Annotated in this window: 17 protein-coding genes; 7 read left to right on the top strand and 10 right to left on the bottom strand. The window is 65.1% G+C overall.

The genetic code is table 11. The features are described from left to right. The coding region (locus AC1DDG_RS14675; RefSeq protein WP_476876608.1) for a lipoyl synthase at positions 1-478 on the top strand (478 nt) is incomplete at its 5' end. Between the two features lie 89 nt (positions 479-567). Further along, positions 568-1,317, top strand: coding sequence for a DUF4191 domain-containing protein (locus tag AC1DDG_RS14670; RefSeq protein ID WP_476876607.1), 750 nt, complete (start codon positions 568-570; stop codon positions 1,315-1,317). 302 nt (positions 1,318-1,619) lie between these two features. On the opposite strand, the gene AC1DDG_RS14665 is transcribed toward AC1DDG_RS14670, so the two are convergent. After that, positions 1,620-2,057 carry an RDD family protein gene (locus AC1DDG_RS14665; protein ID WP_476876606.1) on the bottom strand — a complete coding sequence of 146 codons (438 nt, stop codon included), beginning with the start codon at positions 2,055-2,057 and terminating at the stop codon, positions 1,620-1,622. Between the two features lie 290 nt (positions 2,058-2,347). On the opposite strand from AC1DDG_RS14665, the gene glnA (AC1DDG_RS14660) reads away from it, so the two are divergent. After that, complete coding sequence (gene glnA, locus AC1DDG_RS14660) at positions 2,348-3,772, top strand: type I glutamate--ammonia ligase (RefSeq protein WP_230117648.1); 1,425 nt, start codon at positions 2,348-2,350, stop codon at positions 3,770-3,772. Positions 3,773-3,917: 145 nt separating this feature from the next. On the opposite strand, the gene AC1DDG_RS14655 is transcribed toward glnA (AC1DDG_RS14660), so the two are convergent. The 5 genes from AC1DDG_RS14655 to glnA (AC1DDG_RS14635) form a co-directional block, all read right to left on the bottom strand. Next, complete coding sequence (locus AC1DDG_RS14655; RefSeq protein WP_476876605.1) at positions 3,918-4,553, bottom strand: hypothetical protein; 636 nt, start codon at positions 4,551-4,553, stop codon at positions 3,918-3,920. A 126-nt stretch (positions 4,554-4,679) separates the two neighbouring features. Then, entirely contained in the window at positions 4,680-5,195 is a 516-nt protein-coding gene (locus AC1DDG_RS14650; protein ID WP_476876604.1) for a GNAT family N-acetyltransferase, read from the bottom strand. A gap of 74 nt (positions 5,196-5,269) precedes the next feature. Beyond that, positions 5,270-5,701 carry a VOC family protein gene (locus AC1DDG_RS14645; RefSeq protein ID WP_230117651.1) on the bottom strand — a complete coding sequence of 144 codons (432 nt, stop codon included), beginning with the start codon at positions 5,699-5,701 and terminating at the stop codon, positions 5,270-5,272. A gap of 73 nt (positions 5,702-5,774) precedes the next feature. Beyond that, the gene (locus AC1DDG_RS14640; RefSeq protein WP_230117652.1) at positions 5,775-8,786 is read right to left on the bottom strand and encodes a bifunctional [glutamine synthetase] adenylyltransferase/[glutamine synthetase]-adenylyl-L-tyrosine phosphorylase; all 3,012 of its coding nucleotides are present in this window, start codon (positions 8,784-8,786) and stop codon (positions 5,775-5,777) included. Positions 8,787-8,795: 9 nt separating this feature from the next. Further along, positions 8,796-10,136: a type I glutamate--ammonia ligase gene (gene glnA / locus AC1DDG_RS14635; RefSeq protein ID WP_476876603.1), complete on the bottom strand. Its 1,341-nt coding sequence runs from the start codon at positions 10,134-10,136 to the stop codon at positions 8,796-8,798. A gap of 262 nt (positions 10,137-10,398) precedes the next feature. Here glnA (AC1DDG_RS14635) and panB point away from each other — a divergent pair, with 262 nt between their 5' ends. Beyond that, positions 10,399-11,304, top strand: coding sequence for a 3-methyl-2-oxobutanoate hydroxymethyltransferase (gene panB, locus AC1DDG_RS14630; RefSeq protein ID WP_476876602.1), 906 nt, complete (start codon positions 10,399-10,401; stop codon positions 11,302-11,304). Between the two features lie 37 nt (positions 11,305-11,341). Here the strand turns inward: panB and AC1DDG_RS14625 are convergent, their stop codons facing one another. Further along, positions 11,342-11,506 carry an SPOR domain-containing protein gene (locus AC1DDG_RS14625; RefSeq protein ID WP_230117655.1) on the bottom strand — a complete coding sequence of 55 codons (165 nt, stop codon included), beginning with the start codon at positions 11,504-11,506 and terminating at the stop codon, positions 11,342-11,344. 126 nt (positions 11,507-11,632) lie between these two features. Between AC1DDG_RS14625 and map the strand changes: the two genes are divergently transcribed. Together map and ppgK are read left to right on the top strand one after the other, a co-directional pair. Next, positions 11,633-12,511 carry a type I methionyl aminopeptidase gene (map, locus tag AC1DDG_RS14620; RefSeq protein WP_476876601.1) on the top strand — a complete coding sequence of 293 codons (879 nt, stop codon included), beginning with the start codon at positions 11,633-11,635 and terminating at the stop codon, positions 12,509-12,511. Positions 12,512-12,595: 84 nt separating this feature from the next. After that, positions 12,596-13,399, top strand: a complete 804-nt coding sequence (gene ppgK, locus AC1DDG_RS14615) for a polyphosphate--glucose phosphotransferase (protein ID WP_230117657.1) — start codon at positions 12,596-12,598, stop codon at positions 13,397-13,399. A gap of 129 nt (positions 13,400-13,528) precedes the next feature. Here the strand turns inward: ppgK and nrdR are convergent, their stop codons facing one another. The 3 genes from nrdR to AC1DDG_RS14600 all read right to left on the bottom strand — a co-directional run bounded on the left by nrdR (position 13,529) and on the right by AC1DDG_RS14600 (position 16,069). After that, a complete protein-coding gene (gene nrdR, locus AC1DDG_RS14610) occupies positions 13,529-14,026 on the bottom strand; it encodes a transcriptional regulator NrdR (RefSeq protein ID WP_230117658.1) in 498 nt (165 codons plus the stop codon). Between the two features lie 118 nt (positions 14,027-14,144). Then, positions 14,145-15,521, bottom strand: a complete 1,377-nt coding sequence (gene hisD, locus AC1DDG_RS14605; RefSeq protein WP_476876600.1) for a histidinol dehydrogenase — start codon at positions 15,519-15,521, stop codon at positions 14,145-14,147. Next, positions 15,518-16,069, bottom strand: coding sequence for a hypothetical protein (locus tag AC1DDG_RS14600; protein ID WP_476876599.1), 552 nt, complete (start codon positions 16,067-16,069; stop codon positions 15,518-15,520). The genes hisD and AC1DDG_RS14600 overlap by 4 nt, the downstream gene beginning before the upstream one ends. 179 nt (positions 16,070-16,248) lie before the next feature. On the opposite strand from AC1DDG_RS14600, the gene AC1DDG_RS14595 reads away from it, so the two are divergent. Then, positions 16,249-16,707: a flavin reductase family protein gene (locus tag AC1DDG_RS14595; protein WP_476876610.1), complete on the top strand. Its 459-nt coding sequence runs from the start codon at positions 16,249-16,251 to the stop codon at positions 16,705-16,707. Positions 16,708-16,730: the final 23 nt, after the last annotated feature.

Genomic DNA, 16,730 nt, shown 5'->3' with positions numbered 1-16,730 from the left:
CGCGCACAACGTCGAGACCGTGCCGCGGATCTTCAAGCGCATCCGCCCCGCGTTCCGCTACGACCGGTCCCTGGACGTCATCACCCAGGGCCGGAACCTGGGCATGGTCACCAAATCCAACCTGATCCTGGGCATGGGCGAAACCCGGGAGGAAATCTCCGAGGCCCTGAAGGACCTGCACGAGGCCGGCTGCGACCTGATCACCATCACCCAGTACCTGCGCCCGTCCGAGCGGCACCTCCCGGTGGACCGCTGGGTCAAGCCGCAGGAATTCGTGGACCTCCAGCAGGAAGCGGACGAGATCGGCTTCCTCGGCGTCATGTCCGGACCCCTCGTCCGGTCCTCCTACCGCGCCGGCCGGCTCTGGGCCACCGCGATGCGCAAGAAAGGCTGGGAAATCCCCGCCGAACTGGCACACATCGAAAGCTCCGGCAGCACCCGCCAGGAAGCCAGCTCGCTGCTCGCAGCGCACTCCTAGCACCAGCCGTCTCCCTGCGGCAAAGGGCCGGACACCGGAGCTTTCCGGCGTCCGGCCCTTTGTCGTAAATCACGTAGAATTAAGGCACTATGGCGAAATCCCCTGATTCCAGTAACAACACTCCGGCTCCTGATGCCCGCAAGCGTGCCCTCTTCGCGCGCAAGCCGAAAGAGGCGAAGGCCCAGAAGCCCAACCGGCTCAAGCAGATCAGCGAAGTCTTCAACATGACCCGCCGCCACGATCCAATGGTTCCGTGGCTCATGCTGCTGGCGTTCCTGGGCGTTGTCGCCATCAGCCTCATCATCGGCCTGGTGCTGGAAAACTGGGTTACCGGCCTGATCATCGGCATCCCGCTTGGTCTGCTCGCGGCTACCTTCATCCTGTCGCGGCGCGCCGAACGTGCGGCTTTCGCCCAGATCGAGAATCAGCCCGGTGCATCCGGCGCTGCACTCAGCACGCTGAAGCGCGGCTGGATCACCGAGGAGCAGCCCGTGGCCGTTAACCCGCGGACCCAGGACGCCGTCTTCCGCGCCATCGGCCGACCCGGCGTCGTGCTCGTCAGCGAGGGCCCGACCCACCGGGTGAAGCCACTCCTGGATGCGGAGCGCAAGAAGCTGGCCCGGATTCTGCCCAACGTCACCATCCACGTGATCGAGAGCGGCCGCGGCGAGGGCCAGGTCCCCATCAGCCAGGTCGCGAAGAAGATGAACAAACTGAACAACGAACTGACCAAGATCGAGGTCAGCGCCGTTTCAAAGCGGATCTCGTCCCTGGGCACCCGGCTCCCCATTCCCAAGGGCATCGATCCCTACAAGGCCCGCCCCCAGCGCGGCCGCTAGCATTTTCCTGATCCGCCCCGGCGGCCGGACTTCCCTCCGGCAGCCGGGGCGTTTTCATTTGTCCGAAATACCGAGATACCACGTGAAGCCGGAGAGCTTGTGAATCCACCGTCAAGTGGCCATTCTTCGTGGCGCTTTTCGCCGGCTTTTCGGCCGTCTTGCCTTTCACCACGGTTCTTTTTGAACAATGGGCGGGTCGCCGAAGTTACCTTGCGACGGCCGAGGGGGCGACGGCCGAGGGCAGCCGGCTCCGGGAATCGGCTGCAGAAGAAACCGCGGACGCTTAGCGGGCTCCGGACCGTCTACATGCGGACGAGCACAGTCCCCATGGCCTTGTCGTGGACGCCGCGCTGGTCCGGATCGAAGATGACCGCGGGAACCACCAGGCAAAGCAGCAGGGTACGGACAAGTGCCGCCAGCGGTCCTGCGGGCGAGCCGCCGAGCCGGACCACCTGGATTCCCAGTGCGCGGTGGCCAATGCTGTAGCCAAGGGTTCCGATCAGCAGGATCTGTTCCGCGGCAAAGACGGCCAGTGTGCCCCATGAGTTGCCGGCAAAAAAGAAGTTGCTGATCAGCAGCGCGATGGTCCAGTCAATGGTGATTGCCAGGATTCTCCGCCCGGCCCGCGCGACGGACCCCGGACCCGACTCCGGCAGCCCGAGGCGCTCCCCGGGGTACTTGGAAATGCCGGATGTGTCGGGCCCGCTGAGCCAGGAGCCAATGTCTCTTCGATCTACCACTGTCCAAGTTTACCGGGGTGTCGCCCGGCCAATAACCGCCCAGAGTGTGGATGCGGATAGACCACAGTGTGGACACCGTATAGCGTTTACATATCAGGCGGTTCTGTAACCTGCCGGAAACAAAGCGGACACGGCCGGGAAATCCCGTGTCCCTAGGGTGGTAACAGTTGCTAGCGATCTGGGAGCGGGGGCACTTTTGTGTTTTCGCGCTGTCGGACTGCGCTGGACCACGATTGCGCTGGACCACATTGGATTTCCAGCCAGTTATTAAATATGCGTAAGGAGCATAGATGTTCAAGACTGCGGACGAAGTCCTCAAGTTCATCAAGGACGAAGATATTAAATTCGTCGATATCCGCTTCACCGATCTTCCTGGCGTACAGCAGCACTTCAACGTGCCGGCCAAGAGCGTGGACGCTGATTTCTTCGTCAACGGCCAGCTCTTCGACGGATCCTCCATCCGCGGCTTCCAGGGCATTGCAGAGTCCGACATGCAGCTCATCCCGGATGTCACCACTGCGTTCCTGGACACGTTCCGCATGGAGAAGACCCTTGCGCTGAACTTCTCCATCGTGAACCCCCGCACCGGTGACCCTTACCACCGCGACCCCCGTGGCGTAGCCGAGAAGGCTGAGGCCTACCTCGCGTCTACCGGCATTGCAGACACCGCGTTTTTCGCCCCCGAAGCCGAGTTCTTCGTCTTCGACAACGTCCAGTACCAGTCCTCCCCGCAGGGCAGCTTCTACAAGATCGACTCCGAAGAAGCGCACTGGAACACCGGCCGCGAAGAAGAAGGCGGAAACCTCGGCTACAAGACCCCCGTCAAGGGCGGCTACTTCCCGGTTTCCCCCACCGACAAGCAGGCCGACCTGCGCGACGCCATGTGCGTTGCCCTGGACGAAGCCGGCCTTGAGGTCGAGCGCAGCCACCACGAGGTGGGTTCCGCCGGCCAGGCTGAAATCAACTACAAGTTCACCACGCTGACCCACGCGGCTGATGACCTGCAGAAGTTCAAGTACGTCATCAAGAACACCGCCGATGCCTGGGGCAAGTCGGTCACCTTCATGCCGAAGCCCGTCTTCGGTGACAACGGCTCGGGCATGCACTGCCACCAGTCGCTGTGGAACGGCAGCGAGCCGCTCTTCTACGACGAAAAGGGCTACGCCGGCCTGTCTGACATGGCCCGCTGGTACATCGGCGGCCTGCTGAAGCACTCCTCGGCTGTCCTGGCATTCACCAACCCGACGGTCAACTCCTACCGCCGCCTGGTCAAGGGCTTCGAGGCTCCGGTCAACATGGTTTACTCGCAGGGCAACCGCTCCGCAGGTATCCGTATCCCGATCACCGGCTCCAACCCGAAGGCCAAGCGCATCGAGTTCCGCGCTCCGGACCCCTCCTCCAACCCGTACCTGGCCTTCGCTGCCCAGCTGATGGCCGGCATTGACGGCATCCGCAACCGCATCGAGCCCCCGGCTCCGATCGACAAGGACCTCTACGAGCTCCCCGCCGAGGAGGCCAAGGACATCCCCAAGGCTCCGGGCACGCTTGAAGAGGCCCTGGACGCACTGGCCGAGGACAACGAGTTCCTGCAGGCCGGCGGCGTGTTCACCCAGGACCTGATCGACACCTGGATCGAGTACAAGTACGAGAACGAGATCCGCCCGCTGTCGCTGCGCCCGAACCCCTACGAGTTCGAGCTCTACTACGGCGTCTAAACCCACCCCCGGGACATACCGGGTGTAGTGAGCAGTGAGTCCACGGGATTCCTGGCACCGCAAGGGCGGCCATCGGTGACGAAACCGGTGGCCGCCCTTTGCCGTTGCCGGCTGTACTCCCGCGGTGTGTTCGGGCCCCCGGGTATCACATTCCCCGGCAGGGCTCCTCCGCGTAAAGTCCCCAGAGTGAATCGGGTCCGGCACCCCCGAACGCCTCCCTGTCTGCGGACAGGGCGCGGCACAGGATGAGCGATTCCGCGAAACTTCGCCTGATATAAGCCTCCCAGTCTGCCCTTTCAGAGGTGAAGGCCTGCGTTCTCATCTGGTACTTCAAGTGGGCAAAGTGATCCAGTATCCGGTGAGCCGTGGCTTCAGACCTGGCGGCCAGTTGCTGTGCCTCCCGCCTGGCCGCAGGATCCTGGGTGGCCGCAGGATCAGGCAGTTCCTGGCGGCGCCAAAAGTACGGCTGAAGGTCCACATTCTCCACGAAAATCTTGTCGATCTCCTGCTGCTGGGCATACAAAGACGCGGCCGTACTGCTTTCCAGTGTGCTCCTGATGCCGAAATACTGGTACGCCGCTGCGATGAGGGTGGCAGCCACACCGGCCCCGATGAGCAGCAGCTCGACCCTTCTGTGCTTTCTGGCGCGGCTGCTTTTCACCTGCGCCCGGGCATGGTCCGTGTCCTGGCCCACCGTGCTTCGCAGGCCGCTGCCCGGTTCTTCCGGGGATGCGGCCGGGCCCTGCCTGCCTGGTTCGCCTTCCGGGTCGCCGAGTTCCATTTCCGCACTCCGTGGTGGTCACGCTGCCTTCCCCCCAACAAGGTTGAAGAGCGCTGCCAAGACACAGCGTAAGCACGCACTCGGGCCAGCGCAACGGCCCGACGAGACCCAAAGCCTGGGGCTTCATCAGAAGGCCGCGTACATGGTCCGCTGCGGACCGGCCTCGCCGCCCAGGTAACGGCCCCGGTCCTCGAAGCCTGCCTTCAGGTAGGCGGCGAGGCCTGCACCGTTGCGCTCATTGACTGAAAGCACGACGCCGGTCTGGCCGCCCCCCAGCCTGGCCGTCAGTTTAGCGGCAGCCGCCACGGCTGCGGCAGCGGCTGACGGGCCCAGTCCCCCGCCCTGCCGTCGCCGGTCTATCAGGAATCCCCGGAGCAGCCACACGGACTCGTCGTCCGGCCACCCCGCCAGCCGCGCGGCACCGGACTGGAGTGTCAGCACGCCCACAGCCTCGCCGCCTGCTTCGATGACATAGGGACGGCGCGAGTCTTCCTCCAGCCCAACGAGCATCATCCGCAGCGGATCGCCGACAAAGTCATCCTGGCCGGGGCCCAGTTCCATCCCGGCCACTTCGCCAAGGTGGATGGAACGGGCATCGTCATCAAGGTCCCTGAGGGATATCAGCCAAACGTCGGGAAGCATAGTCCGAGCCTACCCACGAACTGACGGCAGGCGGGACGCGCGACGGAACCGCCGCCGTCGTCGGCCTGCTGCCCTTATTGCGGCGCGGCAGTCTCGCCGGAGTCGGCGGGCGGGCCCGCGGGGTCCATCCACATGACCTCCCACAGGTGGCCGTCGAGGTCCTGGAAGCTGTGGCTGTACATGAAGCCGTAGTCCTGGACCGGCTGGGACTCCTTGCCGCCGGCGGCGATTGCCTTCCGGTACATGTCATCCACGCCCTCGCGGCTGTCGACAGAGAAGGCCATGATCGCTTCGGTGCTGCCGGTCGAGTCCACGATGTCCTTGGAGGTGAAGGTCTTGAAGAAGCCCTCCACGAGGAGCATGACGTAGGCGTCGTCGTTGATGATCATGCACGTGGCGTTCTCGTCGGTGAAGTCCGGGTTGAAGGAGAACCCGAGCGCCGTAAAAAACTCCACCGCTTTATCGAGATTTTTGACGGGAAGATTTACATAGATTTGGGTAGCCATGGGCCCAAGCTAGCAGTTGGCCCCCTCCGTGTCAGCCCTTGGCCGGCTCGGGCTCCCGGCGTCCTTTGGCGTCCTATTGACCGTAGAAGACCTTCTCGAAGACGCCCCTCGCGCGCCGGCTGACCCGAAGGTAGTCTTCCTCAAAGGCGGTGGCCATCCCCTCCTCATAACCGCACCAGCGGGCCACCGCTTCCAAGTCACGCCGGGACGAGGGCAAAAGGTCCGAAGCGCGGCCGGTCCAGATCACGTTGGCGGAGCGGATTCGGCTGGCAAGCCGCCAAGCCTCCGCGAGCAGCCCGGCGTCTTCGGCGTCGAGGAGTTCCAGCGAAGCCGCAACCTCCAGCGCCCTGAGCGTGGACGTGGTGCGCAGCTCGGGATGCCGGCCGGCATGCTCGAGCTGGAGCAGCTGCACCAGCCATTCGACGTCGCTGAGTCCGCCCCTGCCGAGCTTGAGGTGACGGGCAGGGTCGGCGCCACGCGGCAGCCGCTCTGATTCCACCCTGGCCTTGACCCGCCTGATCTCCCGGACGTCGGCCTCGGACAGCGCCGCCGGGTAGCGGATCGGATTGATCAGCTTAAGGAAATCATCCGCGAGCTGGTCGTCCCCCGCGATGGGCCGGGCGCGCAGGAGGGCCTGGGCTTCCCAGACCAGGGACCATCTGCGGTAGTACTCGGCGTAAGAGTCCAGCGACCTCACCATCGCGCCGCTTTTGCCCTCCGGGCGCAGGTCGGCGTCGACCGCCAGTACACGTTCAGCCATGATGGCGGGTCTGAGGGGCTGCGTCAGCAGGCTCGAGAGGTGGCCCACAATCTTCGCTGCCTGCTGCTGCGCTTCATCATCCGCGGCCCCAGGCAGCGCCCGGTGCACATACATGACATCCGCGTCCGAGCCGTAGCCGATCTCCCGGCCGCCCTGTCTGCCCATGGCTACCACCAGGACCGAGGTCTTCAGGGGACCGGACGCTGACACGATGTTTTCGGCCACCCGCAGGGCCCCGAGGATGGCCGCCCTGTCCGTTTCGGCGAGGGCTTCACCCACCTGGTCCTGTGCGAGCAGCCCGGAGCTGTCGGCCACCGCGATGCGCAGTATCTCCCGGCGGCGGATCAGCCGGATGAGCCGCATGGCGCTCTCCGGCTCCGCGTGCCGGGACATTTTGGACGTGATTTCCTGCCACTGGGCCTCAAAACTGAGCGGTGCCAGCTCCTTGTCCGTCCCCAGCCAGGCAACGGACTCCGGTGACACTTCCAGCAGGTCGGCGATGAGCCGCGAGTTGGACAGCATGTGGCAGAGCCGTTCGGCTGCCGCGGCGGAGTCCCGCAACATGCCGAGATACCAGTGAGTGGTGCCAAGGGCCTCGCTGACCCTGCGGAAGGCGAGCAGTCCGGCGTCGGGATCCACGCCTTCCGCGAGCCAGCCCAAAAGGATGGGGAGCAGCTGCCGCTGCAGGGCGGCCCGCCGGCTGACGCCCGCCGTCAGGGCCTCAATATGCCGCATGGCGCCCTGCGGATCGCGGTAGCCGAGCGCCGCGAGCCTGCCCTGTGCTGCTTCCGGGGTCAGGCGGGCATCTTCACTGCTCAACTTGGCTGCCGTGTTCAGCAGCGGGCGGTAGAAGATCCGGTCGTGAAGCTCCCGGACGGAGCGTTTGGTCTTCTGCCAGGCCGCCATGAGCGCGTCCGGGTGCGGCCGGTCGGTGGAGAACGGGCCCAGCACAGCCTTGGCGAGGGCGCGCTGCGAGGATTCCTTGACGGGCATCAGATGCGTCCGGCGGAGCTGGAACAGCTGGATGCGGTGTTCGAGCAGCCGCAGGTAGCGGTAGGCGTGGTCAAACGCTGCCGCGTCAGCCCGGCCGATATAGCCGCCCGCGGACAAGGCCGCGATTGCCGACGTCGTGTCGCGGCGCCGCAGCGTTTCATCGGCTTTGCCGTGCACGAGCTGCAGGAGCTGCACCGTGAATTCGACGTCCCTCAGCCCGCCCCTGCCGAGCTTGATCTGGCGCTGCTCCTCCGCCGCGGGAATATGCTCCGTCACCCGGCGCCGCATGGCCTGCACCGATTCGACGAACCCTTCCCGGTTCGCGGAGGTCCACACGAGGGGTGAAACTGCGTCTTCGTACCGCGTGCCCAGATCGGCGTCACCGGCGATCGTCCGGGCCTTGAGGAGCGCCTGGAATTCCCAGCTCTCGGCCCACCGCGCGTAGTAGCTCCGGTGCGAGTCAAGCGTGCGGACCAGGGGTCCCGACTTGCCCTCGGGGCGGAGGTTGGCGTCCACTTCCCACAGGCCGGGCTCGCGCGCGGGAGACGAAATGGCGCGGGAGATGCCGGCGGCCAGTGCCGTGCCGATGGTGTTGGCCCTGGCGTCATCCGGTTGCCCGGCCTCGACCACGTAGATGACATCGACGTCGGAGATGTAGTTCAGTTCGCGGGCGCCGCACTTGCCCATGCCGATCACGGCAAGGGCGACGTCGGCGACCTCCTCAGGATCGAACTGCGACGCCGCTTCAGCCCTGGCGACAGCCAGGGCCGCTTCGATGGCGGCGCCGGCCAGATCGGCAAGTTCGGCGCCCACGGCCGGCATGAAGTCGAGCGGATCCGCGGCGCAGAGGTCTTTGACTGCCAGGTCCACCACGCCCCGCCGGTATGCGGCTCGCAGGGCCTCGTAGGCCTCCGGGCCAGTGATTCCCGCGACCGGACGGGCGGCCTTCGGGTCGGCGCGCACCGACCTCAGCAAGTGGTTGCGCAATTCGGCTGGCTCCGCCTGGACCGGCTCGGGGCTCGCAGTCACATTGAAGGCATCCAGATGTTCGGGATGGCGGATGAGGAACTCACCGAGCGCCTCGCTGGCACCCAGGACGCGGTACAGCGGCTCGCTCGTGTCGGTGTCCGCCGCTGCCAGCTTCTTCAGGTCTGGGTGTTTTTCGATCAGCCGGACCAGCGACTGCAGCGCGGCGTCCGGACTCGCCGCCAGCTGCAGGCCGGCGAACAGCACGTCCTGGTCGATGCCCTCCAGTTCAGGGGCAGCGAGAAACCTCTCGCCCTTCTCCAGGTCGCTGAAGCCGGCCGAAATGAGGCGGCGGGCCAGGCTCACCGCGCAGTCCTAAAGGATGCCCAGGTTGCGCTGCAGCTCATAGGGCGTCACCTGCAGCCGGTAGTCCTGCCATTCGGCCCGCTTGTTGCGCAGGAAGTGCTCGAACACCTGCTCGCCAAGGATCTGGGGCATGAGTTCGGAGTCTTCCATGGTGCGGATGGCGTCGTGCAGGCTGGCAGGCAGGGGGTCGTGGCCCATGGCCCGGCGCTCGGCCGAACTCAGCGACCAGATGTCGTCTTCGGCCGCCGCGGGGAGCTGGTAGCCCTCCTCGATTCCCTTAAGCCCCGCACCCAGCAGGACCGCGTACGCGAGGTACGGGTTGGCCGCCGAGTCGATGCCGCGGTATTCGATCCTGGCCGACTGGCCCTTGCCCGGCTTGTACAGGGGAACACGTACCAGGGCGGAGCGGTTGTTGTGGCCCCAGCTCAAGTAGCTGGGCGCCTCTCCCCCGCCCCAAAGACGCTTGTAGGAGTTCACGAACTGATTGGTTACCGCCGTGAGTTCCGGGGCGTGCTTGAGGATGCCGGCGATGAACTGGCGGGCCGTTTCGGAGAGCTGGAACTCGGAGCCCGCCTCGTAGAAGGCGTTCGCGTCACCTTCAAACAGCGAAAAGTGCGTGTGCATGCCTGAGCCCGGATGCGCCGTGAACGGCTTGGGCATGAACGTGGCGTAGGTGCCCTGCTGGAGCGCCACTTCCTTGATGACGGTGCGGAACGTCATGATGTTGTCCGCCGTCTGGAGGGCGTCCGCGTAACGGAGATCGATTTCGTTCTGTCCCGGTCCGGCCTCGTGATGGCTGAACTCCACGGAGATGCCCACCGATTCGAGCATGGTCACGGCCGTGCGCCGGAAGTCCTGTGCCACGCCCCCGGGCACGTGGTCGAAGTATCCGCCTTCATCCACAGGCACCGGGGAGCCGTCCGGGCCCGGCTCCTGGGACTTCAGGAGGTAGAACTCAATTTCCGGGTGCGTGTAGCACGTGAACCCCATATCGGCGGCCTTGGCCAGGGTGCGCTTGAGGACGTTGCGGGGGTCCGCAGCGGAGGGTTCGCCGTCAGGGGTCAGGATGTCGCAGAACATCCTGGACGTCTGCTCGGTTTCGCCGCGCCACGGCAGGATCTGGAAGGTGGCGGGGTCCGGCTGGGCCAGCATGTCGGATTCGAATACGCGGGCCAGGCCTTCGATCGATGAACCGTCGAAGCCCAGGCCCTCTTCGAAAGCGCCCTCAACTTCGGCCGGCGCCAGTGCCACCGATTTGAGTGAACCCACGACGTCGGTGAACCAGAGACGTACGAACCGCACGTCACGCTCTTCGATCGTGCGCAGGACAAACTCTTGCTGGCGGTCCATGAGGCCTCTTCTCCGGGTCAACGTTCACGCCGCGGCCCATCACTAACCAAGCCGCCGGCAGCTCACGAATCACTTTACTAAGCATTCACGCCTGATGTTGGCGCAGGTGCTCCGCGTAACACAGCGTTAACACAAGGGGTGGCCTGAAGCGCCTGAAAGGGGCCGGCCGGGCACCGCCAAGCGACAGCTTGTGACGGGAATCACCCGGAGGCCGCCGCTGCCCGGTAGCTAGGACGTTGGGTCTCGGTTTACGCTCTAGCATATGGCCCCAAGCAGCAGTCCCGACGCAAGCATGTCCGCTGAAGTACCCGCCCCGTACGGCAACGGTCCCGCGGCGGCCGCAGCGCCGTCGTCGGAATCCACCAAAAAGGCTGTGCCAAGAATCCGCACGCACCACCTTCAGCAGGCGAAGGTTAAAGGGGAGCGCTTCGCAATGCTCACGGCTTACGAGCAGTACACGGCGGAGATCTTCGACCAGGCAGGTATCGAGGTCCTGCTCGTGGGCGATTCAGCGTCGAACAACGTTTTCGGCAACGAGACCAGCCTCCCGGTGACCGTTGATGAGCTGCTGCCGCTGTGCCGCGCCGTCGCGCGTTCGGCAAAGCGGGCCCTGGTGGTGGCTGACCTGCCGTTCGGCAGTTATGAGGTTTCCCCACAGCAGGGAGTGGCCACCGGCGTCCGGTTTCTGAAGGAGGGCCTGGCGCACGCCGTCAAGATCGAAGGCGGCAAGTTCTACGCCGAAACTGTCCGGGCCATGGTCCAGGCCGGCATCCCGGTGATGGCCCACATCGGCTTCACGCCGCAGAGTGAGCACTCCCTGGGCGGCTACCGCGTGCAGGGCCGCGGCGACGATGCGCAGCGGCTGATCGACGATGCCGTGGCCTTGGCCGACGCTGGGGCGTTTTGCGTGCTCATGGAAATGGTCCCGGCGGAGACAGCGGCAGCAGTGGACGCGGCGGTCCAGGTGCCAACAATCGGAATCGGCGCCGGGAACGTCACCACCGGCCAGGTCCTCGTCTGGCAGGACATGGCAGGGCTCCGCGGCGGCAAGATGGCCAAGTTCGTCAAGCAGTATGCCGACCTGCGCACCACCCTCGGCGATGCGGCCAAGGCTTACGGCGACGACGTCCGGTCAGGCCAGTTCCCGGGCCCGGAGCACTCGTTCTAAAGGATCTGTCCCTCCGGAGGTTCAGTCCTCGCGGGCATCAGTCCTCGTCGCCTTTTTCCCAGGCCTCGTTGCGGGCGTGGACCTTCTCCATCGCGTGTTCCGCCTCTTCCCGGGTCTTGTAGGGGCCAATGAGCTGGGTCCAGTCCGACATCGCGTCCTCTTCCACCTCATGGGTCTTCACGTTGTACCAGTACTCGGGCATCGACGTTCCTCGCTTCCGGTTGACAGCCGACCCCGCCGGCGTGATCCACGTAACGTAAACCGCAACCGGGGCCGGTGGCCGCACAAAATTTACATGGCAATCTGCGCTGCCTTATATGATCAATCTATGCCTTCCTTAGCCTCGACCGCACCCACCGGCACGCTCACCCCGGGATCGATCAGCCCGCAGCGGCCAGTCCCCGCGTCCATCCCGCGGCCCGAGTATGTCGGCAAGCCCGCTCCGGCCAAATTCACCGGCTCCGAAGTGAAGTCCGCTGAAACCATCGAGAAGATCCGCGTTGCGGGCAGGATAGCAGCGCAGGCCATCGTGGAGGTGGGAAAACACATCGTGCCTGGCGTCACCACGGATGAACTGGACCGCATCGGCCACGAATTCCTGCTCGACCATGACGCCTACCCGTCCACGCTCGGGTACCGCGGCTTCCCGAAATCCCTCTGCTCGTCACTGAACGAAGTGATCTGCCACGGCATTCCGGACAGCACCGTGGTCCAGGACGGCGACATCCTCAACATCGACATCACGGCCTTTGTTGGCGGAGTGCACGGCGACACGAACCACACCTTCCTCGTCGGGGACGTGGACGAGGAATCCAGCCTGCTCGTGGAGCGGACCAGGGAATCGCTGAACCGCGCCATCAAGGCAGTCGCTCCCGGGCGCCAGATCAATGTGATCGGCCGCGCCATCGAGTCTTACGCCAAGCGCTTCGGCTACGGTGTGGTCCGTGACTTCACCGGCCACGGCGTGGGCGAGGCCTTCCACACCGGCCTGATCATTCCGCACTACGACGCCGCGCCCGCCTACAACACGGTCATTGAAACAGGCATGGTCTTCACCATTGAGCCCATGCTCACGCTGGGCACAGTCGAATGGGACATGTGGGCCGACGATTGGACAGTAGTGACGCGGGACCACAAGCGCACCGCACAGTTCGAACATACGCTCCTTGTCACCGAAACCGGCGCCGAAATCCTCACCCTTCCCTGACGCCGCCTGTAGCGTCCCCCTGACTCTCCCGGCAAGCGACCCTTGCCCTGCCCGAGCCCAAACCCAGCCACGAACGGAATCCCATTGGCCAAGAAGGACGAAAAGACCCGCAAGCACGCCCCGCTGATCGGCATCGACATCGGCGGCACCGGAATCAAGGGCGGCATCGTCGACCTGAAGAAGGGCAAGCTGATCGGCGACCGCTTCCGCCTGGCAACGCCCCAGCCGGCGACGCCCGCAGCGGTAGTGGAGGTGGTGGCGCAGGTGGTCGAGGAATTGTCCGCGCGCCCTGACGCACCGGAGGCAGACAGCCCAGTAGGAGTGACCTTCCCCGGGATCATCCAGCACGGTGTGGTTCATTCCGCCGCCAACGTGGACAAGAGCTGGATCAACACCGACATCGATGCGCTGCTCACCGCGCGGCTTGGCCGTCCGGTGGAGGTTATTAACGACGCCGACGCCGCCGGCCTGGCGGAGGCCCGCTATGGTGCTGGTGCGGGAATAGGCGGCACGGTCCTCGTGATCACGCTCGGCACGGGCATCGGATCCGCCTTCATCTTCAACGGACACCTGGTTCCCAACGCCGAACTGGGCCACCTGGAGATCGATGGCTATGACGCCGAAAGCAAGGCGTCAGCCGTGGCGCGTGAGCGTGACGGCCTCAGCTGGGAGGAGTACAGCGTCCTCCTGCAGCGATATTTCTCGCACGTGGAGTTCCTTTTCTCCCCCGAACTGTTTATCGTCGGCGGCGGCATATCCAAGCGCGCGGACGAGTACCTGCCGCACATGCGGCTGCGCACCCCGATCGTTCCCGCCGAGCTGAAGAACGAGGCCGGCATTGTGGGCGCGGCCCTTGAAATTGCAGTGAAGCACGAGCTGGCAAAATAATTAGCTTTGGCGGAGGGACCCACTCCGGCCAAGGCACGCAGAAGGCGGCAGACACAATGTCTGCCGCCTTCTGCGTTTCACTGGAGCCGGTGGCGGCTGCGGCTTCCCCTCCGCTGCCGCCACCGGAGTCTAGAGCGGGCTCTTTTCGGAGCTCTTGCCTTCGGAGCGCTTGGCTTCGACTTCGCCCTCGTGGCGCAGCAGCGCGATGGCGGATTCGAAGTCTTCCAGCGATTCAAAGGCCTGGTACACGCTGGCGAAGCGAAGGTACGCCACCTTGTCCAGCTTCTGCAGCGGACCAAGAATTATCAGGCCGACCTCGTGGGCATCGATTTCCGCGGCCCCGGAAGCCCTGATGTTCTCTTCGACCTCCTGCGCCAGCAAGGCGAGGTCGTCCTCGCTGACGGGGCGGCCCTGGCAGGCTTTGCGGACACCGTTAATAACCTTGCTGCGGCTGAAGGGTTCGCCGACGCCGGAACGCTTGATCACGGAAAGGCTGGTGGTTTCGACCGTGGTGAACCGGCGGCCGCACTCAGGGCATTGCCGCCGCCGTCTGATCGCGGAACCGTCATCAGCCATTCGGCTGTCCACCACGCGGGAATCGGGGTTGCGGCAAAACGGACAGTACATGTTCGTTCCTTCCCCTGGCGCGCGGTAGCGGTGCGGGCCTGGCGCCCGGCGCTTCTCCCGAACCAGTTTACGGCTAGATGTAGCTGAATAACAAGCCTGTAATTACTACATGTAGTGGTCAGCTGCCTGATTTGAACCGGGCGGTGACCGCGTCGCCGTGGGCAGGCAGGTCCTCCGCCCCGGAGAGGCTGACGATGTGCCCGCTGACCTGCTCCAGCGCGGCTTCGGTGTAATTGATGACCTGGATTGCGCGCAGGAACGTTGTGACGTTCAGGCCCGATGAGAAAGCGGCCGTTCCACTGGTGGGCAGGACGTGGTTTGACCCCGCGCAGTAATCACCGAGGCTCACGGGACTGTAGTCGCCAACGAAAATGGCACCGGCGTTCCTGATCCGGGCTGCAACGGCGGGAGCGTCCGCCGTCATGATTTCGAGGTGCTCGGCCGCGTAGGCATCGCACGCGGCGATCCCCTGGTCGAGGTCGTCCACCAGGACGACGCCGGACTGCGGGCCGGACAGAGCTTCACGCACCCGCTCGCCGTGCTTGGTGGTGGCGGCCTGGAGCTCAAGCTCCTCCCGCACGTCGGCGGCGAGCTGCTCGGAGTCCGTGATCAGGACCGAGGCGGCCTTCGGATCGTGTTCAGCCTGGCTGATCAGGTCCGCGGCAACGAACGCCGGCCGGGCCGTGGCATCGGCCAGGATGGCGATCTCCGTGGTGCCCGCCTCGGAATCGATCCCCACGACCCCCTTGACCAGACGCTTGGCCGTGGCAACGAAAATGTTTCCCGGTCCGGTGACGACGTCCACCGGTTCCAAGGCTGCTTCACCCTCGGCGCCCGGGACTCCGTAGGCAAAAGCGGCGATGGCCTGGGCCCCGCCAATCGCGTACACCTCGCTGATGCCCAGCAGCGCCGCGGCCGCCAGGATCGTGGGGTGTGGAAGACCGCCGAAGTCCTTCTGGGGCGGGGAAGCCAGTGCGATGGATTCCACACCAGCTGCCTGCGCGGGAACCACGTTCATGATGACCGATGACGGATAAACGGCCAGGCCGCCCGGAACGTACAGTCCCACCCGTGCTACCGGCACCCATTTCTGGCTCACGACGGCACCATCCCCGAGGGCAACGTCGACGTCGGCAGGTCGCTGTCCGTCGGCAAAGCGCCGGGCACGGCTGATGGATTCCTCCAGCGCCGAGCGAACAGCCGGCTCCAGGCCGTCCAGCGCGGATTTCAGCGCCTCTGCCGGAACACGCGGGTGCGCCTGCTCCACGCCGTCAAAGCGCCGGGCAAAATCTGCCAGGGCAGCGAAGCCGCGCTGCCGGACCGCTGAAATGATGTCCGTTACCTTCTGCTCGGCATCTGCCACCGTCTGGTGCCGGGCACGCGGCACAGCCTCCCTCAGCTCCGCGAGGCTGAGCTGGCGGCCCCGCAGGTCAACGGTGCGAAAATCGACGGCGGAGGTATTCGGGCGTACGGAGCTGTCCGGAGAAGTGGTCACCGGTCCATTTTACGCAGGAAACCGAGCAGGCCGATGGCGAAGTAGCCGGCCGCAACGGCCGCCGGCCAAAGGAGCAGAACCGGGTAAGACCTCAGGGAAAATGCAACGCTTGCGCTGGCTGACGTGTCCTGTGGTCCGCCGAACCAGAGACCGGCAAGCACCCCGCTCTGCCAGGCGACGAGGGCAGCCGCGCCGCTGGCAGCCACCGACGCCGCCAGCATGCGGCGCGATCCTGCATCCTTCCGGCCGGTCAGCAGCACGGCGACGAGGCAGCCGGCGAAGAGAAAGAGTCCAGCCAGCACAAGGTCCCGCGGGAGCCAAACCTCGGTGTTGGTTCCGGATGCCAGCGCGGCATTCCCGGAAACGAGGTTCAGGCCGCCGGGCGCCAGCAGCCACCACAGGATGCCGGCAGGTATTCCCGACGCTGCGATTCCCGCCGCCCACGGCCAACTGCGTCGGTTGCGTTTCCGGCCCCTGAAGCTGCTTTCCTGGGCGTGGTCCGCCTGTTCCTGGTGGCGGGCCGGAGGTGCGGCTGCTGGCTGGGTCATGAACAAACGTTAACAAATGTTCGCCCGCATTGCGGAAAGAGGCCCTCACTGCACGCGGATCACGCAACCCGCCGGAAGCCCAATACTCTTGTAGTGGGAACCCAACAACCACCAGATCAGCAGGGAGATCGATAACAGTGGCCTCAGATGACGCCGCCTTCGAGGGCACGTTCAAGGAAATGTTCCGCCGTCATGCAGCTGGCGTGGCCATCATCACGGTGAACTTCAACGGCGTACCGTACGGCTTCACAGCCACCTCCGTGGCGTCGCTGTCGGCCAAGCCGCCGCGCTTCACGTTCAACATGGCACGCAGTTCGAGTTCATGGCCGGCGGTCGCCAACACCACGTACATCGGCGTGCACATGCTTGGCCTGGAAAACCAGGAACTGGCTGACCGTTTTGCCCGCACCAAAGAGCGCTTCGCCGGCGATCACTGGGCACTGGGCCCCCACGAGGTGCCCATCCTCAAGGACGTCGCCGGCTGGCTGATCGGGAAGATCCAGATGCGGCTCTCCTTCGAGAACAACGCGGTGGTCGTGGTGGAAGTGGTGGAAGGCCAGGTGGGCGAAGACGGCTCACCCCTGCTCTACCATTCCGGAACGTACGGGCAGCCCGTGCCGCTGGACTACGAGATCTAGCCCCGGTCCGCCGGGCCTGGGAG

The organism is Arthrobacter sp. 10L430, assembly GCF_056395245.1.
This window is presented reverse-complemented; position numbering and strand designations above follow the sequence as displayed.

Coding starts and splice junctions, on each gene's coding strand:
- AC1DDG_RS14670 (WP_476876607.1), top strand. CDS start 568: ATGGCGAAATCCCCTGATTCCAGTAACAACACTCCGGCTCCTGATGCC.
- glnA (WP_230117648.1), top strand. CDS start 2,348: ATGTTCAAGACTGCGGACGAAGTCCTCAAGTTCATCAAGGACGAAGAT.
- AC1DDG_RS14655 (WP_476876605.1), bottom strand. CDS start 4,553: ATGGAACTCGGCGACCCGGAAGGCGAACCAGGCAGGCAGGGCCCGGCC.
- AC1DDG_RS14650 (WP_476876604.1), bottom strand. CDS start 5,195: ATGCTTCCCGACGTTTGGCTGATATCCCTCAGGGACCTTGATGACGAT.
- AC1DDG_RS14645 (WP_230117651.1), bottom strand. CDS start 5,701: ATGGCTACCCAAATCTATGTAAATCTTCCCGTCAAAAATCTCGATAAA.
- glnA (WP_476876603.1), bottom strand. CDS start 10,136: ATGGACCGCCAGCAAGAGTTTGTCCTGCGCACGATCGAAGAGCGTGAC.
- panB (WP_476876602.1), top strand. CDS start 10,399: ATGGCCCCAAGCAGCAGTCCCGACGCAAGCATGTCCGCTGAAGTACCC.
- AC1DDG_RS14625 (WP_230117655.1), bottom strand. CDS start 11,506: ATGCCCGAGTACTGGTACAACGTGAAGACCCATGAGGTGGAAGAGGAC.
- map (WP_476876601.1), top strand. CDS start 11,633: ATGCCTTCCTTAGCCTCGACCGCACCCACCGGCACGCTCACCCCGGGA.
- nrdR (WP_230117658.1), bottom strand. CDS start 14,026: ATGTACTGTCCGTTTTGCCGCAACCCCGATTCCCGCGTGGTGGACAGC.
- AC1DDG_RS14600 (WP_476876599.1), bottom strand. CDS start 16,069: ATGACCCAGCCAGCAGCCGCACCTCCGGCCCGCCACCAGGAACAGGCG.
- AC1DDG_RS14595 (WP_476876610.1), top strand. CDS start 16,249: ATGTTCCGCCGTCATGCAGCTGGCGTGGCCATCATCACGGTGAACTTC.